The organism is Arthrobacter sp. UYCu512, assembly GCF_040547075.1.
Lineage (GTDB): Bacteria > Actinomycetota > Actinomycetes > Actinomycetales > Micrococcaceae > Arthrobacter.
Map to the genome: position 1 here is coordinate 81,948 of NZ_JBEPPA010000003.1, position 22,751 is coordinate 104,698.

General features: G+C 67.1%; 21 protein-coding genes. 4 read left to right on the forward strand and 17 right to left on the reverse strand.

Annotation, left to right across the window (positions count from 1 at the left end):
* Positions 1-22 precede the first annotated feature (22 nt).
* Complete coding sequence (locus tag ABIB49_RS04370) at positions 23-754, forward strand: VIT1/CCC1 transporter family protein (RefSeq protein ID WP_226774227.1); 732 nt, start codon at positions 23-25, stop codon at positions 752-754.
* A 22-nt stretch (positions 755-776) separates the two neighbouring features.
* On the forward strand, positions 777-1,841 hold the full coding sequence (locus ABIB49_RS04375) for an aminoglycoside phosphotransferase family protein (protein ID WP_226774228.1): 1,065 nt from the start codon (positions 777-779) through the stop codon (positions 1,839-1,841).
* Here ABIB49_RS04375 and ABIB49_RS04380 read toward each other — a convergent pair.
* The 17 genes from ABIB49_RS04380 to ABIB49_RS04460 form a co-directional block, all read right to left on the reverse strand.
* Positions 1,838-3,259: a pyridoxal phosphate-dependent decarboxylase family protein gene (locus tag ABIB49_RS04380; RefSeq protein ID WP_226774229.1), complete on the reverse strand. Its 1,422-nt coding sequence runs from the start codon at positions 3,257-3,259 to the stop codon at positions 1,838-1,840. The two genes, ABIB49_RS04375 and ABIB49_RS04380, sit on opposite strands and share 4 nt — an antisense overlap.
* A 79-nt stretch (positions 3,260-3,338) precedes the next feature.
* Entirely contained in the window at positions 3,339-4,133 is a 795-nt protein-coding gene (locus tag ABIB49_RS04385; RefSeq protein WP_226774230.1) for a sulfite exporter TauE/SafE family protein, read from the reverse strand.
* Positions 4,134-4,151: 18 nt separating this feature from the next.
* Positions 4,152-5,963 carry a proline--tRNA ligase gene (locus ABIB49_RS04390; RefSeq protein WP_226774231.1) on the reverse strand — a complete coding sequence of 604 codons (1,812 nt, stop codon included), beginning with the start codon at positions 5,961-5,963 and terminating at the stop codon, positions 4,152-4,154.
* A 342-nt stretch (positions 5,964-6,305) separates the two neighbouring features.
* Positions 6,306-7,193 carry a GNAT family N-acetyltransferase gene (locus ABIB49_RS04395; RefSeq protein ID WP_282359423.1) on the reverse strand — a complete coding sequence of 296 codons (888 nt, stop codon included), beginning with the start codon at positions 7,191-7,193 and terminating at the stop codon, positions 6,306-6,308.
* Positions 7,156-8,322, reverse strand: coding sequence for a flavodoxin-dependent (E)-4-hydroxy-3-methylbut-2-enyl-diphosphate synthase (gene ispG, locus ABIB49_RS04400; RefSeq protein ID WP_226774232.1), 1,167 nt, complete (start codon positions 8,320-8,322; stop codon positions 7,156-7,158). The genes ABIB49_RS04395 and ispG overlap by 38 nt, the downstream gene beginning before the upstream one ends.
* Positions 8,323-8,357: 35 nt before the next feature.
* Positions 8,358-8,651 (reverse strand): YciI family protein, encoded by a 294-nt coding sequence (locus ABIB49_RS04405; RefSeq protein ID WP_226774233.1) that lies wholly within the window; start codon positions 8,649-8,651, stop codon positions 8,358-8,360.
* A gap of 47 nt (positions 8,652-8,698) precedes the next feature.
* On the reverse strand, positions 8,699-9,181 hold the full coding sequence (locus tag ABIB49_RS04410; protein ID WP_226774234.1) for a hypothetical protein: 483 nt from the start codon (positions 9,179-9,181) through the stop codon (positions 8,699-8,701).
* Complete coding sequence (locus tag ABIB49_RS04415; protein WP_354156748.1) at positions 9,178-9,939, reverse strand: MarR family transcriptional regulator; 762 nt, start codon at positions 9,937-9,939, stop codon at positions 9,178-9,180. Before ABIB49_RS04415 ends, ABIB49_RS04410 begins: the two co-directional genes overlap by 4 nt.
* Positions 9,940-10,352: 413 nt before the next feature.
* Positions 10,353-11,684 (reverse strand): M50 family metallopeptidase, encoded by a 1,332-nt coding sequence (locus tag ABIB49_RS04420; protein WP_226774236.1) that lies wholly within the window; start codon positions 11,682-11,684, stop codon positions 10,353-10,355.
* A 19-nt stretch (positions 11,685-11,703) separates the two neighbouring features.
* Positions 11,704-12,888: a 1-deoxy-D-xylulose-5-phosphate reductoisomerase gene (gene dxr / locus ABIB49_RS04425; protein WP_226774237.1), complete on the reverse strand. Its 1,185-nt coding sequence runs from the start codon at positions 12,886-12,888 to the stop codon at positions 11,704-11,706.
* Between the two features lie 207 nt (positions 12,889-13,095).
* The gene (locus ABIB49_RS04430) at positions 13,096-13,929 is read right to left on the reverse strand and encodes an HpcH/HpaI aldolase/citrate lyase family protein (RefSeq protein ID WP_226774238.1); all 834 of its coding nucleotides are present in this window, start codon (positions 13,927-13,929) and stop codon (positions 13,096-13,098) included.
* A 4-nt stretch (positions 13,930-13,933) separates the two neighbouring features.
* Positions 13,934-14,467 carry a MaoC family dehydratase gene (locus ABIB49_RS04435; RefSeq protein ID WP_354156749.1) on the reverse strand — a complete coding sequence of 178 codons (534 nt, stop codon included), beginning with the start codon at positions 14,465-14,467 and terminating at the stop codon, positions 13,934-13,936.
* Positions 14,464-15,231 (reverse strand): CoA transferase subunit B, encoded by a 768-nt coding sequence (locus ABIB49_RS04440; protein WP_396021246.1) that lies wholly within the window; start codon positions 15,229-15,231, stop codon positions 14,464-14,466. The genes ABIB49_RS04435 and ABIB49_RS04440 overlap by 4 nt, the downstream gene beginning before the upstream one ends.
* Positions 15,232-15,233: 2 nt before the next feature.
* Entirely contained in the window at positions 15,234-16,028 is a 795-nt protein-coding gene (locus tag ABIB49_RS04445) for a CoA transferase subunit A (protein WP_226774241.1), read from the reverse strand.
* A 38-nt stretch (positions 16,029-16,066) separates the two neighbouring features.
* The gene (locus ABIB49_RS04450; RefSeq protein ID WP_282359327.1) at positions 16,067-17,242 is read right to left on the reverse strand and encodes an acyl-CoA dehydrogenase family protein; all 1,176 of its coding nucleotides are present in this window, start codon (positions 17,240-17,242) and stop codon (positions 16,067-16,069) included.
* Between the two features lie 66 nt (positions 17,243-17,308).
* Positions 17,309-19,486, reverse strand: a complete 2,178-nt coding sequence (locus ABIB49_RS04455; protein WP_354156750.1) for an acetyl/propionyl/methylcrotonyl-CoA carboxylase subunit alpha — start codon at positions 19,484-19,486, stop codon at positions 17,309-17,311.
* Between the two features lie 7 nt (positions 19,487-19,493).
* The gene (locus tag ABIB49_RS04460) at positions 19,494-21,101 is read right to left on the reverse strand and encodes a carboxyl transferase domain-containing protein (RefSeq protein WP_226774244.1); all 1,608 of its coding nucleotides are present in this window, start codon (positions 21,099-21,101) and stop codon (positions 19,494-19,496) included.
* 155 nt (positions 21,102-21,256) lie between these two features.
* Here ABIB49_RS04460 and ABIB49_RS04465 point away from each other — a divergent pair, with 155 nt between their 5' ends.
* Together ABIB49_RS04465 and ABIB49_RS04470 are read left to right on the forward strand one after the other, a co-directional pair.
* Complete coding sequence (locus ABIB49_RS04465) at positions 21,257-21,907, forward strand: SACE_7040 family transcriptional regulator (protein ID WP_226774245.1); 651 nt, start codon at positions 21,257-21,259, stop codon at positions 21,905-21,907.
* A 448-nt stretch (positions 21,908-22,355) separates the two neighbouring features.
* Positions 22,356-22,751 (forward strand): hypothetical protein, encoded by a 396-nt coding sequence (locus ABIB49_RS04470; protein ID WP_226774246.1) that lies wholly within the window; start codon positions 22,356-22,358, stop codon positions 22,749-22,751.

Genomic DNA, 22,751 nt, shown 5'->3' on the forward strand with positions numbered 1-22,751 from the left:
GCACCGGTGCTTTGCTGTAGGCATGGACAGTCAAGCGGCCCCCACCCAGCACAAGAACGAGCCCCACCACAGCGACATCGCGCACCGCCTGAACTGGCTTCGCGCCGGTGTGCTGGGCGCCAACGACGGTATCGTCTCCGTCGCTGCGATTGTGGTCGGCGTCGCCGGCGTCACCACGGACTCCGGTCCCATCCTCGTCGCCGGTGCCGCCGGCGTCGTCGGTGGCGCCATCTCCATGGCGCTTGGCGAATACGTCTCAGTGAGCAGCCAGAAGGACAGCCAGCAGGCGCTGATCGAAAAGGAACGCCGCGAGCTGGCCGAACAGCCCGAAGAGGAGCTCGAGGAACTCGCCGCCATCTATCAGGGCAAGGGCCTCAGCGCCGACACCGCCCGCACTGTGGCCAAGGAACTCACAGCGCACGACGCGCTTGGCGCGCACCTGTCTGCTGAACTCCACATCGACGAGACCGACATTGTCAGCCCGTGGCACGCTGCCTTCGCCTCCGCAGCTGCCTTCCTGATCGGTGCGATCCTGCCCATGCTCGCCATCCTGCTGCCGCCGGAGAACATCCGGGTCCCGCTGACCTTCGTGGCAGTGTTGGTGGCGCTGGCCTTGACCGGAGCCATCGGCGCCTGGATCGGCGGCGGTTCGAAGTCGAAGGCGGCCTTCCGTGTGGTGATCGGCGGTGCGGCGGCCCTCATCGCGACCTTCCTGATCGGCAGCTGGCTCGGCGCCAGCGGCATCACCGCCTGATACCCGCCACTACGCTGGACCGATGAGCCAGCCTGCAGACCTCCCGATTCCGACCGACCTCAGCCGCCGCTACGGCGGAAGCGCCGGCGGCCGCGACTGGCTGGCCTCGCTCCCCCGGCTGATCAGGGAATGCCTGGGCCGGTGGCAGCTCGAACTTGACCTTGCTCCCGGCGCCCTGCCCTGGAACGGCCACGGCGCCATTGTGGTCCCGGTGCGCGCTGAAGCCGGCACCGGACGGGCCGGCGCCGGGGAAGCTGCCGTCCTGAAGATCGCCTTTCCGCATGAGGATGCGCTGGCGGAACCGCATGCCCTCGCCCTCTGGAAGGGCGAGGGTGCGGTCCGGCTGCTGGCCAATGATGCCGGTGCGGGGGCGCTGCTGCTGGAGCGCCTGGACGCCGTCCGGTCCCTCCAGGACCAGCCCATGGACGTGGCGGTCCCGGTGTGGGGTGCCCTGGTTCGCCGGCTGAGCCTGGTGCCCGGCGTCGGGCCGCAATGGCGGGAGTTCAGCCATGTGGCAGCACGGGCCGAACAGTGGAGTGACGAGCTGCCGCAGAACTGGGAACGGCTGGGCCGGCCGTTCCCGCGCTGGCTGCTGGAAGCGGCGCTGGAGGTTTGCCAGACCCGCGGGGCCGTCGGCCGCCGCGCGGGGCGGGATGTGCTGGTCCACACCGATCTGCACTACCTCAACGTCCTGGCCCGGCCACACGGGGAAGCCGCCGGGGAAGCCGGCCAGGAGGAGGCCCGCAGCTGGGCCGCAATCGATCCCCAGCCCATGCTCGGCGAGGCGGAATTCGCGGTGGCACCCCTGCTGTGGAACCGGATCCGTGAGTTGCCGCGGGCGCATCCGGAAGAGGGCCTGCGGCAGCGGTGCCGGGACCTCAGCCTTGCCGCCGGCCTCGACGCCGACGTCGCCCGGCAATGGAGCGTGGCCCGCGAGGTTGACAACGCCCTCTGTTACGCCTCCAAACGCCGCCACAAAGGGGACCTCGCCCGTTCGCTCTGGGTGGCCAGCACCCTGGCGGGCAAGCCGCTGCCGGAGCTCCCCGCGGCACACGACCTGCCGGCGCCGGGCGAAGCAGGCAGCTAGCGGTTCGGCCCGCGGACCTCGGCCAGGGCGTCCCTGACGACGTCGACGGCGACTGCCACGTCGGCGTCGTCCGTGCTCCAGTTGCTGACGGAGATGCGCAGGATGTCGCGGTCGCGCCAGCGCGAACCGGACATCCAGACCCGGCCGTCGGCGATGATCCTGGCGGTCACCGCGCGGGTAGTGGCGTCGTCGCCGAAGGCCAGCGAGACCTGGGTGTAGTTGACGTCGTTGAGCACTTCGATCCCGTCGAGCGCGGCGAGCCGCTCCGCCAATTCCTTGGCGTGCAGCACCAGCCCCCGGACCTGGCCGGCGACGCCGTCCCGCCCGAGCGACTTCAGCGCCGCCCAGACCGGCACCCCGCGGGCCCGGCGGGACAGCTCCGGGACCGTTTCGAAGGGGTCGGCCGCGCCGTCGGCGTCCTGCATCAGGTAGCTGGTGTGCACGCCCATGGCCGAGCGAAGCGCCTGCGCATCCCGGACCACGGCTATCCCGCAGTCGTAGGGCACGTTGAGGGTCTTGTGCGCATCGGTGCCCCAGGAATCGGCACCCCGCAGTCCGGCGGTCAGGGCGGACAGTTCCGGCACCGCGGCGGCCCAGAGTCCGAAGGCCCCGTCCACATGGACCCAGGCGCCGTGCGCTTTTGCCACCGCGATTGCCTCCGCAAAAGGATCAAAGGCGCCGGAGTGCAGGTTTCCCGCCTGCAGGCAGACCAGCAGCGGGGCGCGGGCTGACCCGGAGGCAGCGTCGCTGGCGCGGTCCAGCGCGCGGTCCAGTTCGGCCGGGTCAATGCGGCCCTGCCGGTCCGCAGGTATGGCAGTGGGCCTGCCCAGCCCGAGATACCGGAGGCCCAGGTCGATGGTGTCGTGCCGTTCCTGGCCCACGAAGCACTGTATCCGGGGGGCGCCGGAGAGCCCGTCGACGTCGAGGTCCCAGCCGGCGTCCGCCAGCAGGCGCCATCGGGCCGCTGCCAGCCCGGTGAAGTTCGCCATCGTGGCGCCGGTGGCAAAGCCGACGTCGGACTCGCCGGGAAGGTCCAGCAATTCGAGCAGCCATTTGCCGGCGGCTTCCTCGATGGCCGCCGTCGCAGGAGTGGCTAAGCGCAGCCCGGCGTTTTGGTCCCACGCACTGACCAGCCAATCCGCGGCGAGTGCGGCCGGCAAGGTGCCGCCGATGACCCAGCCGAAGAAGCGTCCGGACGGCATCGCCATCAGCCCGGGTTCGGCTTTGGCTGCCAGGTAGTCGATTACCTCCACCGCCGGGGTTCCCCTCAGCGGCAGCGGGCCGCCGAAATCTGCGGCCAGGTCCGCCGCGGTCATCCGCGGTCCAACATGCCGGGTGTCCTGGCTTTGCAGCCATTGGCGGGTGTGCCGGGCCGCAGCTTCGAGGGCACCGCTGTAGCGTTCTTCAGGTGCTGACATAGCTGCATGCTACGCCGGCGGGCACGCCAGCGGGAGTCCCCGGCGAGGCTTGGGGCGACGCTTGGGGCGGACGCGCGGGCTACCTGACGCTGTCCTGCCAGATGTCCGTTCCGAGCTTAATGATGAGCGCTCCGACGACCGCCAGGAACACGATGCGGATGAATTTGCTCCCCTGTTTAACGGCCGTCCGGGCTCCGAGGTAGCCGCCGGCCATGTTCGCCAGGCCCAGGACCAGTCCGAGTCCCCAGAGCACCGCCCCGTGCGGGACAAAAAACAGCAGGGCGCCGGCGTTGGTGGCCATGTTCACGATTTTGGCCTTGGCACTTGCTTCGAGGAAGGCGTACCCCATCGCCGAAACAAGCGCGATGATCAGGAACGAGCCGGTGCCGGGCCCGATCAGGCCGTCGTAGAAGCCGATCACACCGCCGATCAGGCACGCCAGCACATAGTGCCGGTGACCGCTGTGCCGCAGCTGGGTCAGTTCCCCGACGTTGGGCCGCAGCGCAGTAAAAAGTGCGACGGCGACAAGCGCGGCCACGATGATGGGTTTGAAGACGCTCGCAGGGAGGTTCGCGGCGAGCACCGCCCCGCCGAAGCTGCCGGCCATCGCGATCACCGCCATCGGCACGGCGGTGCGAAGATCCGGCCGGACCCGGCGGTAATACGTGACGGCACTGGTGCCGGTGCCGAAAATCGACCCCATCTTGTTTGTCGCCAGGGCCTGCACCGGACTGATGCCCGGGACCAGCAGCATGGCCGGCAGCTGGATCAATCCCCCGCCGCCGACCACGGCATCGACCCAGCCCGCGCCGAAGCCGGCGACCACAATCAGGATCAGCGTGCTGAGCTCTACCGATTCAAGCCCGGACACCACGCCTGCCGCTGCCGCGCGTTAGCTGTTACGGACGGCGTCGACACAATAGTCGACTGCCTTCGCAACGGGGACGTTTTCGGCATGGCCGCTGCGGCGGTCCTTGATCTCGACGACTCCGTCCACCAGTCCACGCCCCACGGCGAGGATTGTCGGCACACCGACGAGCTCGGCGTCGCCGAACTTCACACCCGGGGACACCTTGGGGCGGTCATCGTAAATCACCTCGAGGCCCGCGGCTTCCAGCTCAAGGGCCAGCTTCTCCGCGGCCGCGAAGATCTCCTCGCCGCGGCCAACGGCCACCACGTGGACATCTGCCGGTGCGACGGCGCGCGGCCAGATCAGGCCCTTGTCGTCGTGGTTGGATTCGGCCAGCGCCGCGACGGCGCGGGTGACGCCGACGCCATACGAACCCATCGTAACAACCACCTGCTTGCCGTTCTGGTCAAGGACTTTCAGTTCGAGCGCTTCGGCGTACTTGCGCCCGAGCTGGAAGATGTGGCCCATTTCAATGCCCCGGGCGGTTTCCAGCGGTCCGGAGCCATCGGGGGCCTCATCGCCGGCCCGTACCTCGGTGCATTCGATGACGCCGTCCCAGCCGAAGTCGCGGCCTGCTACCAGCCCAAAGACGTGCTTGCCAGCTTGGTTGGCGCCGGTAACCCAGGCGGAGCCGCGCACAATCCGGGGATCCACGAGGTAGAGCAGCTTGGCGGAGCCCTCGGCGCCCAGCAGGGCCGCATCAAGGGTCAAGCCCGGGCCAATGTAGCCCTTGACGATAAGGGGTTGCTTCTTGAGGTCCTCTTCGTTGGCGGCCTCAAGCATGATTTCGCCGCCGATGGGCAGGAAGGAACCGATGTTCGCTTCCACCCGCTTGAGGTCGACTCCGCGGTCGCCCGGCACGCCGATCACTACGATTTGGCGTTCGCCGGTCGGCAGGGTGACGGCAAGGACAACATTCTTCAGCGTGTCAGCTGCGGTCCAGGCGCCGCCGTCGGCCGGAGCGCGGGGCACCAGGGTGTTTGCGGCGTCGACGAGCGTATCAATGGTGGGGGTGCCCGGAGTGTCCCGCACCTGCGCGGCGGGGGCGTTGCTGAAGTCGATATCCGGCGGGACGACTGTGGTGACGGCCTCGACGTTGGCCGCGTAGCCGCCGGCGGAACGGACGAAGGTGTCCTCGCCGATCTCCGTGGGGTGCAGGAATTCCTCGCTCTTGGACCCGCCCATGGCTCCCGCCGTGGCTGCGACCGGGACCACTTCGAGGCCGAGGCGCTCGAAGATCTTCAGGTACGCGCTGCGGTGTGCGGCGTAGCTGGCGTCCAGGCCGGCGTCGTCAACGTCGAAGGAGTAGGAGTCCTTCATGATGAACTCGCGGCCGCGCAGCAGGCCGGCCCGGGGCCGCGCCTCATCGCGGTACTTGTTCTGGATCTGGTAGATGCTCAGCGGAAGGTCCTTGTACGAGGAGTACAGGTCCTTGACCAGCAGGGTGAACATTTCCTCGTGTGTGGGCGCCAGCAGGTAGTCGTTACCCTTGCGGTCCTGGAGCCGGAAGATCCCCTCGCCGTACTCGGTCCAGCGGTTGGTCACTTCGTAGGGTTCCTTGGGCAGCAGTGCCGGGAAGTGCACTTCCTGAGCGCCGATCGCGGACATTTCCTCGCGGATGACGGCCTCCACCTTGCGCAGTACGCTCAACCCCAGCGGAAGCCAGGTGTAGATGCCCGGGGCGGCCCGGCGGATGTACCCGGCGCGGACCAGGAGCCGGTGGCTGGCCACTTCGGCATCGGCGGGATCTTCACGCAGGGTGCGCAGGAACAGCTTGGAGAGTCGAAGGACCACGAGGTATCTATCCGTTTCTGGGAAGGTGCAGGGCAAAGCAGCAATGCTGTGAATCAGCAGTACCGGCACAGCCGGCACAAGAGTCTACGTACTAATCTACCGTCAGCCCGGATGCAGGAGAGCCACGCCATAACTGACGGAAGCCCCTGGCCGTTTCCGGCTGGTCATCCTGTCATGGCGTGGCCCTGCGGACCCCCGATTCCGCCAAACCTTCGGCTGCGGGTTCCCGGTGTTGCCCTCTGGGCATCTGCATCCCGGCACTTGCACCCGCGGAAACGCGTGCCGATGCGGCACGGTAGTCCGAAGATATGTGACCCGGGGCACAAAAACAAGAGCCCGCACTCAGAAAAGCACTGTGGCGAACGTGCCTGCCTGCCGGAAGCCCACCCTCTCGTAGCTGGCGCGGGCCCGGGTGTTGAAGTTGTTGACGTAAAGGCTGGTCACCGGGGCAAGGGACTGGGCCAGCACCACAGCTGCCGCCATGTAGCCTGCGCTGAGGCGCTGGCCGCGAAACTCCGGGTTCATCCAGACTCCCTGGACCTGCGTCACCTCCGAAGTGACCGCGCCGAGCTCGGCTTTAAAAACCACCTCGCGCGCCTGGTTCAGGTGAACCATGGAATGACCCTCACGGATCAGGCCCTTGACCCTCCGGCCGTAATACTCGCGGCCGCCGAGATAGGGTGAATAGCCCACTTCCTCCTCGAACATGGCCGCGCAGGCGGGCAGGATCCGGTCGAAGTCGGCGAGCTGGCTAAAACCAAGCTGCGGGTTCGGGGTCACGGCGGGCGGGCCGGCAATTGTCATCAGCGGCTGGTTCGCGCGGATCTCGTGGGCCGTCTGGCCGAAGACTTCCAGCCCGGCGTACAGGGCAAGCACCGTGTCGGCAGGACCGAAAATCGAGGCGTACCGGCGCCCCGAGCTGTGGGCGGCGGCTGCCACCGCGCCCGCAAAATCGGGGTCCAGCTGCACCGGCACCAGGTTGGCCCCGGCCCAACAGGCTCCGAGCAGGGTGCCGCCGTCGAACACGCCAAAGATGCTGGCGCCTCCCGTGGTGGGAGCAGCCGAACCGGCGGTTGCCAGGTGCGAGAGGATAAAAACGTTGGCGACGACGTCCTGCCGGGCCAGGGCCAGGAGCTGGGAAGTATCCGAACCCCCCAGGCTCCGGACCGTGACGCCGGCCGCGGCGCCGTCCTTACGAGACGCTAACCACGGGGCTACCCTTGACAGCATCTTCGCCATCGGCCTCCCCCATCTCTTCGGCGATGCGCATGGCTTCCTCGATCAGTGTCTCAACGATCTGGTCCTCCGGGACAGTCTTGATAACCTCTCCGCGCACGAAAATCTGGCCCTTGCCGTTGCCGGATGCTACCCCAAGGTCCGCTTCGCGGGCTTCACCGGGGCCGTTGACCACGCAGCCCATAACGGCCACGCGCAGCGGAATTTCCATCCCCTCCAGTCCTGCCGTGACCTGCTCAGCCAGCGTGTACACGTCCACCTGGGCGCGGCCACAGGAAGGGCAGGAGACGATCTCGAGCTTGCGCGGACGCAGGTTGAGCGACTGCAGAATCTGGTTGCCCACCTTGATTTCCTCCACCGGAGGGGCCGAAAGGGAGACCCGGATGGTGTCACCGATGCCACGGGAGAGGAGGGCTCCAAAGGCCGTGGCAGATTTGATGGTGCCCTGGAATGCGGGGCCGGCCTCGGTAACGCCGAGGTGCAGCGGCCAGTCGCCCTGTTCGGCGAGCATCTCGTAGGCGGCGACCATAATCACCGGGTCATTGTGCTTGACCGAGATTTTGAAGTCGTTGAAGCCGTGCTCCTCGAACAGCGAGGCCTCCCAGACGGCGGATTCCACGAGGGCTTCCGGGGTGGCCTTGCCGTACTTCTTCAGGATTCCGGGCTCCAGCGATCCCGCGTTGATGCCGATCCGGATCGAGGTGCCGTGGTCCTTGGCGGCCCGGGCGATCTCCTTGACCTGGTCATCGAACTTGCGGATGTTCCCGGGGTTCACCCGCACCGCCGCACACCCCGCCTCGATCGCGGCAAAAACGTACTTCGGCTGGAAGTGGATGTCCGCGATTACGGGGATCTGGGACTTCCTGGCGATGATCGGCAGGGCCGCAGCGTCGTCCGCGGACGGGCAGGCGACGCGCACAATGTCACAGCCGGAGGCCGTGAGCTCGGCGATCTGCTGCAGTGTGGCGTTGATGTCCGTGGTGGGCGTTGTGGTCATAGACTGCACGCTGATGGGCGAATCGGAGCCGACGCCGACCGAACCCACCTTGATCTGGCGGGTCTTGCGCCGCGGCGCAAGGACGGGGGGCGGTGCTGACGGCATTCCCAAGCTGACCGAGGTCACATGGACTCCTTGTATCGAAGTAGGTCTGGCGGGGGCTAGGCGGCGTGGGCGGCCAGGAGTCCGGAGACGGGCGCCCAGGCCGTGGTGCGGGTGCCGGAGATGGCCCCGGCTGCGGCGAAGGGATCCTGCCTGAGGATCTCGTTGAGCGCATGCTCGTCGGCGGCCTTTAAGATCAGCAAGGCTCCGGCGCCGTCACCGTAGGGGCCGCTGGCGAGCAGGGTCCCTTCCTGGGCCAGCCCGGCGGTCCAGTCCCGGTGTGCCGGGCGGGTAGCGTCACGGACTTCGGTGGATTCGGCGTCGTATACGTACTCAACAGCAAAAACAGTCATACGGATAGACTATCGCCCCGCCGGCCAGGTACCGATCCGGGACAGCGTTAACCGAGGAGGAGAACCTTGGCCAGGGCCGCCACACCGGCCGCCCAGAGCAGGGACGTCAGGGTGCCGATGATAAACCGCTCGGCAGCAACCGGTGTCTCCTTGAGCTCGGCAAAGCGGCCCAGGCCCTTGATCGCTACCACGTACGCGATGGCGACCGGCTCACCGGCGAGGATTGCAAGGCAGACCGCCAGGCGTTCCAGCACTCCGATGATCGCACCACCGCGCAGGATCCGTACGCTGCTCACCGGGGCGGCTGCGGTGCCGGCGGGTGCCGCGATGCCGGCGGGTGCTGTTGGTACGAGCGGGACTGAGGGTGCAACGGTGACGTCCGCGGCGGGGTCGTTCGCCGGATCGCCCGCTCCGCCGCCTGTTTCCTGCCGGTCATCGATGGTCCGGGCGAGCCGGAAGACCAACGCCGTGACGGGCCAGCCGGCGAACCCTGCGATGAGCAGCGCGAGGGTGATCCAGAGGGCGTTCACCGGTCTCCTTCCAAACCGTCGGCGGTCCGGTAAGCCGCGGCACGGACCGGCTCGCTGGCGCCGGTAGTGGACTCCATGGTGGCCTCGTTGGTGCCTGCGATCACTCCTTGCGCGAAGGCCAGCAGCATTTCGGCCGCGGGCCTCGCCGCCCATTCTTCCTGCCAGCCGGAGCGCAGCAGCGCACGGCTGACCGATTGCTCGGTGATTCCCAGTTGCCGGGCAGCGATCTTTTGCGTTCCATGCGTTCCCGCATGGCCGTCCTGCACGGTGCGCAGCACATCCACGACTTTCCATTGTGCCGCCGTCCGGTCCTGGACCAGCCGCCCGATCAGGCGCAGCACCGCCTCGGCGTTGGCGCAGGAACTGGCGCCGGCGGATCCCGCCGGCGAGGGTGCTGCCTCGCCCCGGCGCAATCCTCCCGAGGCGACGGCGAGGGGCACATGGGCGGAACCGGATTTGGCCTTCTCCACGGCCACCCGAGCCGCTACGAACGCCGGACCGGAGCCTTCCCGCGGGCTTGCCGGCAGCGGCAGATCCACCGCCCCCACCCCGATTCCCACGTACCAGCGGCCGCTGCGCAGGGCGTGCAGTGCGATCTCCACTACTTCGCCCGGCCGCTCCAGGACCCCCTGGACTTCGTCGCCCACGGAACGCTCGAAGTGTCCGGCCGTGGAGAGCCCGGCCAGTTCCGCCAGCAGGGCCGGGACACGGTCGACGTCGGCAGTGCTTCCGCGCTGGTCGATTGTCATTACGTACATGGCCCTACCCTAAAGGGGTGATGTTCTAGAATCAATCAATTTCAACTGATTACCAAAAATAAGCCGAAATGAGCTGATAAAGAAAAAACAGCGTCATCCGGTTAGCCTGCCTGAGCCACGCTCCCCGAGTCCCGCGAGCAGACAGCCCGGCTGTAGGTGGGTCCGCTCCTGCTCGGCGCCTCGGCGGTCTTTGGCAGCTACCTTGGATCTCTCGCGCCGGGTGGAATGGCGCTCGCCGCCCAGGCTGGGACTGTTAATCCCCTAAGTGGCCTAGTATTTCCGGGCACAGATGATCCTGTGGTGGCCGCTTTGGGACCTCCAGCGCGTCGCCTGGTCCGTCTTCCTGGTCCTCTTTTGTGTCAACACGGCCCCTAACCTCACGGGAGATTTCCGCCGGCCGGAAGGCGGCGGGGTCAGCCGAAGAGATTGACGGGCTTAACGATGTCCGCGTAGATCAGCAAGGCGCCCATCCCCATCAGCAGCACCGCGACAACATAGGTCACCGGGAGAAGTTTGGCGATGTCGAACGCATCCGGAACCGGGCGGCCGAAGAGCTTGGCGATCCTGCGGCGCGCGCCCTCGTACAGCGCGCCGGCCACGTGGCCGCCGTCCAGCGGCAGCAGCGGAATGAGGTTGAAGACGGCCAGGGCGAAGTTGAGACCGGCCAGCAGGCCCACCAGGGCGGCCACCCTGGACTGCATCGGCACCTGCTCCATCGCGGCCACCTCGCCGGCCACCCGGCCCACCCCGACCACGCTGATGGGTCCGTTGGGGTCGCGGGGCTCATCGCTGAAGGCTGCCTTTGCGACGCCGGCCACACGCGCCGGGAGGTTCACAACAACGCCGGCGATCTGCTTGATGTTTTCTCCGGCCATGGGCAGGACCGCCGATGCCGGCTGCCGGACAAGGGCAGTCTGGGCGCCGACACCCAGGAAGCCGACGTCCTGGTACTGGAGCGTGCCGTCGGCACCCTTGGCCTGCCGGCCGTCGACCCCAACGACCGGGCGGGCAGAGAGCACGGGGGTGACAGTGGTGCTGACCGGAACGCCGTCGCGCTCCACGGTGATGGCAACCTTTTTGTCCGCGGACGCGCGGATCCAGCCGGTGAGCTCGTCCCAGCTGGAGACGGACTTGCCGTCGAAGGAGGTGATGACGTCATTGGGCAACAGGCCTGCGGCGGCTGCTGGCGTGAGCTTGCAGTCAGCGGAGTTCGGGTCCACGGTCTCGCCGGCCTTGACCTGGCACTTGGAGACATCAGCAATCGTGGTGGTCTGGGTGGCGATGCCAAAACCCATCAGCAGCACGGCCGTCAGCGCGAGCCCGATCAGCATGTTCATGGCCGGGCCGCCAAGCATAATGATGATCTTCTTCCAGGCCGGCAGCTTGTAGAAGACGCGGTTGCCGTCGTCGGGTCCGACTTCCTCATGCGCGAGCGACCGGGCGTCCGAAGCCAGGGACTGGAACATACCGGTGCTGGAGGGACGTACCGTGCCATCCTCCTTGTTCGGCGGGTACATCCCGATCATGGAGACAAACCCGCCCAGCGGGAGTGCCTTGAAGCCGTACTCGGTCTCGCCCTTCTTCCTGGACCAAACCGTGGGGCCGAAGCCGATCATGTACTTCGTGACGCGGACCTTAAACAGCTTGGCAGGCAGCAGGTGCCCCACTTCGTGCAGGGCAATGGACACGGCAATGCCGATCGCCACAAAGACGACACCGAGGATAAAAAGAAGGACGGGGCTCATGGGCGTAATTTGCTGCTTCCTAGACGCTGCTGATGGCTAAACGTTCGTGGGTGCGGGCTCGTGCCCATCGTTCAGCATCCAACACGGACTCCAAGGTCAGCTTGGAGGATCCTGTGTGTTCGCTGAGGACTGCTTCGATCGTATCGACGATATCGGTGAACCGGATCCGGCCTGCGTGGAAGGCCATCACGGCTTCCTCGTTCGCTGCGTTGAAGACAGCCGGGAAGGTGCTCCCCTGTTTTGCGGCATGCTTCGCCAGCCCGACGGCGGGGAACGCCGCGGTGTCCAGCGGTTCGAAGGTCCAGCTGGTGGCCTTGCTCCAATCACAGGCCTGCGCGGCCTTCGGCACCCGGTCCGGCCAGCCGATACCCAGGGCGATCGGAAGGCGCATGTCCGGCGGGGAAGCCTGGGCGATGGTGGAGCCATCGATGAACTGGACCATGGAGTGGACGACGGACTGCGGGTGGACCACCACGTCGATCTTCTCCAGCGGGATGTCAAAGAGCAGGTGCGCCTCGATCACTTCCAGGCCCTTATTCACCAGGCTGGCGGAGTTGGTGGTGACCATCAGGCCCATATCCCAAGTGGGGTGGGCGAGGGCGTCCTGCGGGGACACAGTGCGCAGCTCGTGCCGGCTCATACCGCGGAAGGGGCCGCCGGAAGCGGTGAGGACCAGCCGATCCACCTCGGCCGCGGTCCCGGCGCGCAGGCACTGGGCGATAGCCGAGTGCTCGGAATCAACAGGGACGATTTGGCCCTCTCGGGCGGCGGCCTTGACCAGGGCGCCGCCGACAATCAAGGACTCCTTGTTCGCCAGCGCCAGGGTCGCGCCCGATTTGAGCGCCGCCAGGGTGGGCGCCAGGCCGATGGAACCGGTAATGCCGTTAAGCACCACGTCGGCTTTGATCCCGGCAATCCGGGTGGCGGCGTCCGGCCCGGTGATGATCTCGGGACGGTAGCCGTTCACCCCTTGGGCGCGGGCGGCGTCGTCGATCAGCGTCTGGAGGGCCGTCGCGTCGCCGGACGCGGTGCCGACGGCTTGGGCCCGGGTGTGGACGGCTTGCCGGGCGAGGAGTTCGAGGTTGCCACCGCCCGCGCTCAGCGCAATGACCTCAAAAAGGTGCGGGGCGCCGTCGACGACCTCAATCGCCTGCGTGCCAATGGAACCTGTGGACCCGAGGAGGACGATCTTGCGCGGCTGCATGTCTTAAGTATCCCGCACGGGGTTGAGTGCTTGTGGTGCCTGCCGGGCTGGCATTTCGCAACTAGGGTGAGCACGAACCGCCGGGGCGCGGGACAGCGTTCACGGTCGCCCTGGGCACCTTGTTTCCCATGGGGGTCCGTTTTTCCTGGTGAAGGGCCGACGTTGGGAATCTTCGGTGGCCCGGCGCAGGAGCCGCAAGCCCGGAAACTAGTGCCCGGCGCGGCGGAGCGTTGACTCGGCGTGCTTAAGGATGGGGCCGTCGACCATCTTGCCGTTGAACTGGAACACCCCGGAGCCAGCCGAGGCAGCCGCTTCGAGGAGTTCCCTGGCCGCCGCGACCTCGGATTCGGAGGGCGCATAGGCGTCGCGGACCACCGCGACCTGGTGCGGATGGATGCAGGCCTTGGACCCAAAGCCCGAGGCGACGCCGTCACGGGATTCGGCGGCGAGCCCTTCAAGATCGGGAATGTTGACGTACACCGAGTCAACCGCTTCCTTGCCGAACGCCCGGGCGGCCAGCAGCACCGTGGAGCGGGCGTGCAGCGCCACCGCGCGGTAGGCGCCGTCGTCGGTCCGGCTGGAGGTGCCGCCGAGCGAGGCGAGCAGATCCTCTGCACCCCACATCAGGCCCACCACATTGGGTTCCGCGGCGATGGCGGCGGCGTTGACGATCCCCAGTGCCGTCTCACAGAGCGCAATGACACTGTACCCCTCGAGTTCCTTGAGCTGCCCGGCGCTTTCAGCCTTGGCGAGCATCACGTGCCGGTACGGAGTGTGCTTGAGGCAGTGTAGGTCTTTTTCGAACTCTGCGGTGCCGGCCGGGTTGATCCGGATGATCGTCCGGCTCGGATCGAGCTCGGGGACGTCCCCGGTGGCCCCGAGCTGGGCAAGGATGGCGCCGCGGGCACGCTGTTTATCCGCCGGGGCCACCGCGTCCTCCAGGTCCACGATGACGGCGTCGGAGCGCTCGGCAGCCTTCTGGTAGCGCTCGGGGCGGTCGGCAGGGCAAAACAGCAGGGCAGGACCCATCAGGAAGCTCATGTGTCTATTCTCCGCTCTTGCGCGCATTCTGCGCCTCTGCATGTGCTTCGCGCACCCACATCAGGCAGCTGCGGGTGGCGAGCGCAACAACGTCGCCGTCCTGGTTCCGGCCGGTGTGCTTCAGGGTCACAATCCCTTGCCCCTGGCGGGAGGAGGATAACCGTTTCCCGGTCACCACAGTCTCGGTGTAGAGGGTATCGCCGTGGTACATCGGGTGCGGGAAGGACACGTCAGTCATCCCCAGCTGGGCGATGATCGTGCCCTGGGTCAGCTGCGGCACTGACTGCCCCACGACGGTGGCCAGGGTGAACATCGAGTTCATCAGGCGCTGGCCAAACGGCTGGTCCGCGCTCCAGGCGGCATCGAGGTGCAGCGCCTGGGTGTTCATGGTCATGGTGGTGAAGAGGACGTTGTCCGTCTCGGTGACGGTCCGGCCGGGCCGGTGCGCGTAGACCACGTCTTCCTCGAGCTCGTCGAAATAGAGGCCGCGCTGTTCGACGATCCGGGGCTCACGCGCCCGCAATGGTTCAGTCCTCATACCGTCAGTTCCTGGTCTTCCTCGAAGAGTTCGGCGCCGGTGGCCGCGGCCACGTCTTCCACGGACACATTGGGGGCAAGTTCGCGGAGCACCAGCCGGGACTTCCCGCCCTCGGTCACGACGTCGATCACGGCGAGGTCGGTGATGATGCGGTCCACGCAGCCCTTTCCGGTCAGGGGCAGTGTGCAGTGTTCCACGATTTTGGGCCTGCCGTTGCGGTCCACGTGCTCCATCATCACGATCACCTTCTTGGCGCCGAAGACGAGGTCCATGGCGCCGCCCATGCCCTTGACCATTTTGCCGGGGATCATCCAGTTGGCCAGGTCCCCGTTCTGGGCGACCTCCATGGCGCCGAGCACGGCCACATCCACGTGCCCGCCCCGGATCATGCCGAAGGAGGCGGCTGAATCGAAGAAGGCGGCGCCCTTGTTGACCGTGACGGTTTCCTTGCCGGCGTTGATCAGGTCCGGATCGACCTGGCCCTCCCCCGGGTAGGGCCCGACGCCGAGGATTCCGTTCTCCGAGTGCAGCACCACCTCAACGCCGGCCGGAATGTAGTTGGGGATCAGCGTGGGCATCCCGATGCCGAGGTTGACGTACTGGCCGTTATGCAGCTCCTGCGCCACCCGGGCGGCGAGTTCGTGGCGGGTCCAGCCCTTCGTGTCAGGGCTCACACCGGCGGGATGTACGACGGCGGATCGCCGGTATTCGTGCCGGACCGCCTCCGGACGCGGCGGCTCCCCCTGCGCATTGTTCGTCTTCACAGTCATGCTCCTGCCTGGTCGGTGCTGCCGGACACGGGGCCGGAGGCCGGCACCGCGACGGTCCGCTTCTCGATCCGCTTCTCGACGCCGGGCGCCAGCACCACGCGCTGGACAAAGATGCCCGGGACGTGGACGTGTTCCGGATCCAGCTCCCCTGGCTCCACCAGTTCCTCGACCTCGGCGATGGTGATTTTCGCTGCCATGGCACACAGCGGGTTGAAGTTCATCGCCGTGGCGTGGAACACGAGGTTTCCGTGCCGGTCGCCCTTCCAGGCGTGCACGAGGCCGAAGTCGGGGGTCAGCGACTCCTCCAGCACGAAGTCGGCGCCGTTGAAGTTGCGCACCTCCTTTGCCGCGGAGGCGATCGCGACGTTCCCGTCGGCGTCGTACTTTTGCGGCAGGCCGCCCTCGGAGACCTGGGTGCCGACGCCGGCCGGGGTGTAGAACGCGGGAATACCGGCACCGCCGGCACGCAGCTTCTCGGCGAGTGTGCCTTGTGGGGTGAGGACCACCTCGAGTTCACCGGCAAGGTACTGCCGGGCGAATTCCTTGTTCTCCCCCACGTAGGAGCTGATGGTGCGGCGGATCCGGCCTTCCTTGAGCAGGATCCCGAGTCCCCAGTCGTCGACCCCGCAGTTGTTGCTGACGGTCTCCAGATTCGTGGCGCCGCCCCGGTGCAGGGCCTCGATCAGGGCCACCGGGATCCCGCACAGCCCGAATCCGCCGACGGCGAGCGAGGCTCCGTTAGGGATGTCCGCGACGGCCTCGGCCGCGCTGGCAACAACTTTATTGATCATCGGTGACCCTTCCCTCGACAGTTGCGGCCGGCGGCCGGTCAGAGCCCCAGTTCGCGGGCGATCAGCATCAACTGGACTTCGGTGGTGCCCTCACCGACTTCAAGGATCTTGGAGTCGCGGTAGTGGCGTGCCACGGTGAATTCGTTGATGAAGCCGTAGCCGCCGAACACCTGGGTGGCGTCCCGCGCGTTGTCCATGGCTGCCTCGCCTGCGACCATCTTAGCGATGGCCGCCTGCGTCTTGAACGGCTTGCCGGCGAGCATCCTGGCGGCCGCGTCGTAGTAGGCCAGGCGTGCGGTGTGTGCCCGGGCTTCCATCCGGGCGATCTTGAACGCGATGGCCTGGTACTTGCCGATGTTCTGCCCGAAAGCGCTGCGTTCCTTGGCGTATTTCACCGACTGGTCCACGCAGCCCTGGGCCGCGCCGACGGCCAGCGCCGCGATCGCGATCCTGCCCTCGTCCAGGATGGAGAGGAAGTTCGCGTAGCCCCGGCCCCGGGTGCCGAGCAGGTTTTCTTCCGGCACATGGACGTTGTCCAGGGTCAGCGGGTGTGTGTCCGAGGCGTTCCAGCCGACCTTGTTGTAGGCCTTCTCCGCCGTGAAGCCGGGGGTGTTGGCGGGCACCAGAATGGTGGAGATTTCCTTTTTGATACTCCCGTCCGGGCGCTCCGCCTGGCCGGTGACAGCGGTGACGGTGACAAGGCGGGTGATGTCGGTACCGGAGTTGGTGATGAACTCCTTGTTGCCGTTGATGACCCAATTTTTTGCGTCTCCGACGCCCTCGAGCCGGGCGGTGGTCTTGGTGCCGCCGGCGTCGGAGCCGGCTTCCGGTTCGGTCAGGCCGAAGCCGGCGAGGGCCTTGCCGGAGGCCAGCAGCGGCAGCCATTCCTGCTTCTGCGCCTCGTTGCCAAAGCGGTGGATTGGCATGGCGCCGAGCGAGACGCCCGCTTCCAGGGTGATGGCAACGGACTGGTCCACCCGGCCGAGCTGTTCAAGGGCCAGGGCGAGGGCGAAGTAGTCCCCGCCCATACCGCCGAACTCCTCCGGGAAGGGCAGGCCGAACAGGCCCATGTCCGCCATCTGGTCGACGACTTCGTAGGGGAAGCTGTGTTCCTCGTCGTGCTTGGCGGAGACCGGGGCAACCACCTGGTCGGCGAATTCGCGGACGGTGTCGCTGAGGTCCTGGTATTCCTCGCTGAGTTCAAAATCTGGCATGGGGGTGGCTCCTGTGTCGGGTCTGTGGGGCTGTTTGCTGGGGAATGGTGCTGGAGGTGTGCGGCGCTAGTCCGCGGCGCCCATGGAGATGGCGGCTTCCTCGACCGTGTCTTCGGCAGCGTCCTCCGGCGGAACCGGGGCGTGCGGGTGGATGGTAGCGAGAACCTGGTCTGCCTTGACGAGGTCGCCCGAGGTAGCGCTGATGTGGACGGTGCCGGCCAGCGGCGCCACGAGCTGGTGTTCCATCTTCATGGCCTCCACCGCGAGCAGCACCTGGCCGGCTGTCACGGCGTCGCCGTTTTCGACCGAGACTGACACCACTGTGCCGGGCATCGGCGAGCGCACCGCGGGGTCGGCGGCGCCTTCCTCGCGGTCGACGGCGGCGAGCACCCGGGCCAGCCGGGCCTCGCGGGTCAGCACCTCGAGGCGGCAGGACCAGCCGTCGTTGCCGAGGAATATCTCCGTGGGCGCCGGGCTGTCCGGCCCCGGGCGGTAGGGACCCGTGGACGCCTGTGCGAGTGAGAACCGCCGGGATTCGCCACCGAGGGTGGCCTCCGCCTGGTTGCGCCGGCCGAAACCCAATGACGCCGTACGCTGCGGGCCACCATTGACACTCACCGTCCCCGTCCCCTGCCCTACCGAGCCGAACACCTCCACCGTGGCGATACCGCCGTCGGGTGTGCCCAGGCTGATCCGGCGGGGGGCGCGGGCGCCGAGCCTCCACCCGCCGGCGCGATCCCACGGGCCCTTCCCCGCGTCCTGCGCATCGTGCTCCCGCATCGCCGCGGCGAAGACGGCGGCAGCGGCCAGCTCGAAGTCGCCCGCATGCCGGAAGCTGAACTCGGGCATCTTCCGTTCGATCAGGCCGGTGTCGAGCCGGCCGGCGCGGACGTCGGCGTCGTTGATCAGCAGGCGCAGGTACTCGACGTTGGTGTCGATGCCCAGGGCGGTGTACCCGGCGAGCGCCTCATCCAGGGTGTCCAGGGCCAAGGTGCGGTCCTCCCCCCACGCAATGACCTTGGAGATCATCGGGTCATAGCTCGAGGAGATCTCCAGGCCTTCCAGCAAAGCGGAGTCAACGCGGACGCGGCCCGCCGCGGCGTCCGGCAGTTCGTCCAGCAGCACGACCCGGCCGGTGGACGGCAGGAAGTTCTTCTCCGGCACCTCGGCGTACACCCGGGCCTCCACCGAGTGCCCGGTGAGGACGACGTCGTCCTGCCGGATGGTGAGTTCCTCGCCGGCGGCGATCCGGACCTGCCATTCGACCAAGTCGATTCCGGTGACCATCTCGGTGACCGGGTGCTCGACCTGCAGGCGGGTGTTCATCTCCATAAAAAAGAATTCGTCCGGGGCGCTGTCCGAGACGAGGAATTCCACGGTGCCGGCGCCGGAGTAGTTGACGCTCCGCGCGGCCTGGCAGGCGGCCTCGCCGATCCGGGCCCGGATTTCCGCGCCGTTGAGCAGGGACTCCAGCAGCGGGGACGGGGCCTCCTCAATGACTTTCTGGTGCCGGCGCTGCAGCGAGCACTCTCGCTCGCCCAGGTGGATGACGTTGCCGTGGTTGTCCGCCAGAACCTGCACCTCGATGTGCCGCGGGGTGGTGACGAGCCGTTCCAGGAAGAGGGTGTCGTCGCCGAAGGCGCTCGCCGCGACCCGGCGGGCCGTGGCCAGGGTGGCTTCCAGTTCCCCGGGCCCTTCAACGATGTGCATGCCCTTGCCGCCGCCGCCGGCGGAAGGCTTGATCAGCAGCGGGTAGCCGACGCCGTCGGCTGCCTCGATGAGCCGGGCGTCGCTCATCCCGGGTTCGGCGATGCCCGGGACCACGGGGACGCCGTAGCCGGTGACGTGGTTCTTGGAGCGGATCTTGTCACCCATGACGTTGAGGGATTCGACGCCGGGGCCTATGAACGTGATCCCGGCTGTTTCCAGGGCGCGGGCGAAGTCGACGTTCTCGCTCAGGAAACCGTAGCCGGGGTGCACGGCCTCGGCGCCGGTGTCGCGGCAGGCCTGGACGATGGCGCCGATCTTCAGGTAGCTCTCGGTGGCGGCCGCCGGGCCGATCCGGACGGCGACGTCGGCTTCCCGCACGTGCCGTGCACCGGCGTCGGCGTCGGAATAGACCGCCACCGAACGGATGCCCAGGGCGCGCAGGGTCCGGATCACACGGCAGGCGATCTCGCCGCGGTTGGCGACCAGCACGGTGCCAAAGAGCGGCTTAGCGGGTGTTGGAGGAGTCGTAGTCACTGTTGGCTCACATCCGGAACAGGCCGAAGGAGGTCTCCGGCAGCGGGGTGCGGGAGACGACGTCGAGCGCCAGTCCCAGGACGGTGCGGGTGTCCGCGGGGTCGATCACGCCGTCGTCCCAAAGGCGGGCGGTGGAATAGTACGGGCTGCCCTGGTCCTCGTACTGGGCCTTAATCGGCGCTTTGAACGCTTCCTCGTCTGCGGCCGACCACTCTTCGCCGCGGGCCTCGAACTGGTCCCGCTTGACCGTGGCGAGCACACCGGAGGCCTGGTTGCCGCCCATCACGGAGATCCGGGACGCCGGCCACATCCACAGGAAGCGCGGCGAGTAGGCCCGGCCGCACATCGAATAGTTTCCGGCGCCGAAGGACCCGCCGATCACCACGGTCAGTTTGGGCACCCGGGCGGTGGCGACGGCGGTGACCATCTTGGCACCGTTCTTGGCGATGCCGCCCTGCTCGTAGTCCTTGCCGACCATAAAACCGGAGAGATTCTGCAGGAAGACCAACGGTATGCCGCGCTGGTCGCAGAGTTCGATGAAGTGCGCGCCTTTAAGTGATGACTCACTGAACAGCACACCATTATTCGCCACGATCCCCACCGGATGGCCGTGCAGCCTCGCGAAACCGGTCACCAAGGTGGTGCCATAGTTCTTTTTGAATTCGTGGAAGCGGCTGGCGTCCACCAGCCGCGCAATGACTTCGCGGACGTCGTACTGGGCATTCACATCCGTGGGGACGGCGCCATACAACTCCGCCGGGTCCGCTACCGGCTCGACGGCGGTATCCACGTCCCAGACGGGCTCCGCCGGCTTCGGCAGGGTGGAGACGATGTCCCGGACGATCTGCAGCGCATGCTCATCGTTTTCGGCCAGGTGGTCCGTCACACCGGAGATCTTCGAATGCACCTCCCCGCCGCCGAGTTCCTCGGCCGTGACGATCTCGCCGATCGCGGCCTTCACCAAGGGCGGGCCGCCCAGGAAAATGGTGCCCTGGTTACGGACAATCACTGTCTCATCACTCATCGCGGGAACATACGCCCCGCCCGCGGTGCACGAGCCCATCACCGAGGCGATCTGCGGGATCCTGGCCGCAGACATCCTGGCCTGGTTGAAAAAGATGCGGCCAAAGTGCTCCTTGTCCGGGAAAACCTCGTCCTGCTTGGGCAGGAACGCCCCGCCCGAATCCACAAGGTATATACACGGCAGCCGGTTCTCCATGGCGATTTCCTGCGCCCGGAGGTGCTTTTTCACCGTCAACGGGTAGTACGTCCCACCCTTGACCGTGGCGTCGTTGGAAATCACCAGGACCTGGCGGCCATGGACCAGCCCGATCCCGGCAATCACGCCGGCGCCGGGAGAATCGCCGTTGTACATGCCCTCGGCAGCCAGCGGTGCGATCTCCAGGAACGGGCTCCCATCATCGAGCAGCCGATCGATCCGTTCGCGCGGGAGCAGCTTGCCGCGCGCCACGTGCCGTTCCCGCGACTTTTCCGGCCCGCCCAGCGCGGCGGCAGCGAGGCGTTCCTTCAGCTCCCGGGCCAGCACCAGCTGGGCCTCGCGGTTCGCGGCGAAGGCAGCACCCGCGGCGTCCACCTGACTGGCGATTGTCTCCATTGACTGCTTCCGTTCCTGGCCCGCGTGCTGGGGGCGGCCGATGATCGCCGGCGAATTCCGGCCATTCGGTTAGTGACGTGTAACTGAGATTTAGGTTAGTCTCTATTAACTGTGATGTCCAACACAGGCATCAGTGAAAATGAGGGGATGTGCCGGTGACCGGCCCCAGCCAGACCAGCCAGCGCAGCCAGACCAGCCAGCGCAGCCAGGCGAAGCAATTCCGGCGCCAGGCCCTACTGACCGCAGCCGCTGCGCTGTTCGCTGCAGAGGGCTACCACCGTGTGTCGCTCGAGGATCTCGGGGCTGCGGCGGGCGTCAGTGGTCCGGCAGTCTACCGGCACTTCGCCGGCAAGCAGGCCGTCCTCGGCGCGCTTTTGTTGAGCGTCAGCCAGGACCTGCTGTCCGGCGGCCGCAGCGTCGTGGCATCATCCGCGGACGCCGCGACCGCGCTGGAGCGACTGGTGGCTTTCCACGTTGACTTCGCCCTGAGCCGCCCCGACGTCATCCGGGTCCAGGACCAGGATTTCAGCAACCTGGCCACCGCGGACCAGTCGGAGGTCCGTATGCTCCAGCGCAGCTACGTGGAATTGTGGGTGGAAGTTCTCGCCGCGCTGCATGCCGGCACGGAATCGGCAGAATTGCGCCTGCGCGCCCACGCCACCTTCGGACTGATCAACTCCACCCCCCACTCGGTCCGGGGCCACGGACGCCCGATGGCCGCAAAACGGGCCCGTCCGTTGCTGGAAAGCATGGCGCTCGCGGCGCTCCTGGCGCCGGCGGCCGGGTCGGTTACGGATCAGGGTTAGCGCGGCACCGTCGCCCGCGCCCAGGTACGTGCGGATCCGGCGCCCAGGGTGGGCCTTCCGCACAGCGATTGCATGTGATTCACAATGCGTTTTAACGGTTCAGAGTGCAGTGATTTCAGGTTCATTCCGAAAGTGATTTGTGGTGCCTAACCCTTTGACTTAGCAAGTGATTATTGCTGTTTAACAAGTAGTGGTTCTCCGATTTATACGTACCGGATGCGCACCATCCGTGCACTCGACGGCAGGAATCGGGTAGCGGCCACTCGGGCCGGAGCGGCTCCCCGGGCGTAAATTTCCAAGCATCGGAAGCTCAGCCCACCAACAGGAGTCGCTGAATAATGGGTGCAGTCCAGAATTCGAAGCCGCTGGAAAGCCTGGTAATTCACCTGTGCAGCCAGCCACGAACGCGCCGCAGCCCGGCGGACAACAGCGTCCGTGGCGGGCGGCGATGACCACGCCGGGGACACCCGACGGCGCGCAGAAAGCCTACCGGGAAGCGGTAAGCATGGAGGTTCCTGCGCTGGTGCAGGCGCTCTCTGACTTGATTGGGTTGCGCCTTGTGGCCCAGATCGGCGCAGTCAAGGAAACCCGCGCCGTGCGTCAGTGGATAGCCCACGAGCGGTCCCCCTCGGCACCCACTGTGAAACGGCTGCGGGACACGTACCAGATTGCCCGTTCCCTGACTGAGTCGTGCAGCCCGGAGGTAATTCAGGCCTGGTTCGACGCGATGAACCCGCTACTGGGCGATTCGTCGCCCGCACGGCTGCTGCGCGACAGCGAACGCGACGACACCGCCGTGCGGGTGCTCACCGCCGCCCGCAGTTTCGCTTCCGGTTCCGGGTAG

Bases quoted from the DNA above. Each gene is read 5' to 3' on its own strand.
- ABIB49_RS04370 (WP_226774227.1), top strand. From the start codon at position 23: ATGGACAGTCAAGCGGCCCCCACCCAGCACAAGAACGAGCCCCACCAC.
- ABIB49_RS04375 (WP_226774228.1), top strand. From the start codon at position 777: ATGAGCCAGCCTGCAGACCTCCCGATTCCGACCGACCTCAGCCGCCGC.
- ABIB49_RS04380 (WP_226774229.1), bottom strand. From the start codon at position 3,259: ATGTCAGCACCTGAAGAACGCTACAGCGGTGCCCTCGAAGCTGCGGCC.
- ABIB49_RS04395 (WP_282359423.1), bottom strand. From the start codon at position 7,193: ATGCTGTCAAGGGTAGCCCCGTGGTTAGCGTCTCGTAAGGACGGCGCC.
- ABIB49_RS04405 (WP_226774233.1), bottom strand. From the start codon at position 8,651: ATGACTGTTTTTGCTGTTGAGTACGTATACGACGCCGAATCCACCGAA.
- ABIB49_RS04415 (WP_354156748.1), bottom strand. From the start codon at position 9,939: ATGTACGTAATGACAATCGACCAGCGCGGAAGCACTGCCGACGTCGAC.
- ABIB49_RS04420 (WP_226774236.1), bottom strand. From the start codon at position 11,684: ATGAGCCCCGTCCTTCTTTTTATCCTCGGTGTCGTCTTTGTGGCGATC.
- dxr (WP_226774237.1), bottom strand. From the start codon at position 12,888: ATGCAGCCGCGCAAGATCGTCCTCCTCGGGTCCACAGGTTCCATTGGC.
- ABIB49_RS04430 (WP_226774238.1), bottom strand. From the start codon at position 13,929: ATGAGCTTCCTGATGGGTCCTGCCCTGCTGTTTTGCCCTGCCGACCGC.
- ABIB49_RS04435 (WP_354156749.1), bottom strand. From the start codon at position 14,467: ATGAGGACTGAACCATTGCGGGCGCGTGAGCCCCGGATCGTCGAACAG.
- ABIB49_RS04445 (WP_226774241.1), bottom strand. From the start codon at position 16,028: ATGATCAATAAAGTTGTTGCCAGCGCGGCCGAGGCCGTCGCGGACATC.
- ABIB49_RS04450 (WP_282359327.1), bottom strand. From the start codon at position 17,242: ATGCCAGATTTTGAACTCAGCGAGGAATACCAGGACCTCAGCGACACC.
- ABIB49_RS04460 (WP_226774244.1), bottom strand. From the start codon at position 21,101: ATGGAGACAATCGCCAGTCAGGTGGACGCCGCGGGTGCTGCCTTCGCC.
- ABIB49_RS04470 (WP_226774246.1), top strand. From the start codon at position 22,356: ATGACCACGCCGGGGACACCCGACGGCGCGCAGAAAGCCTACCGGGAA.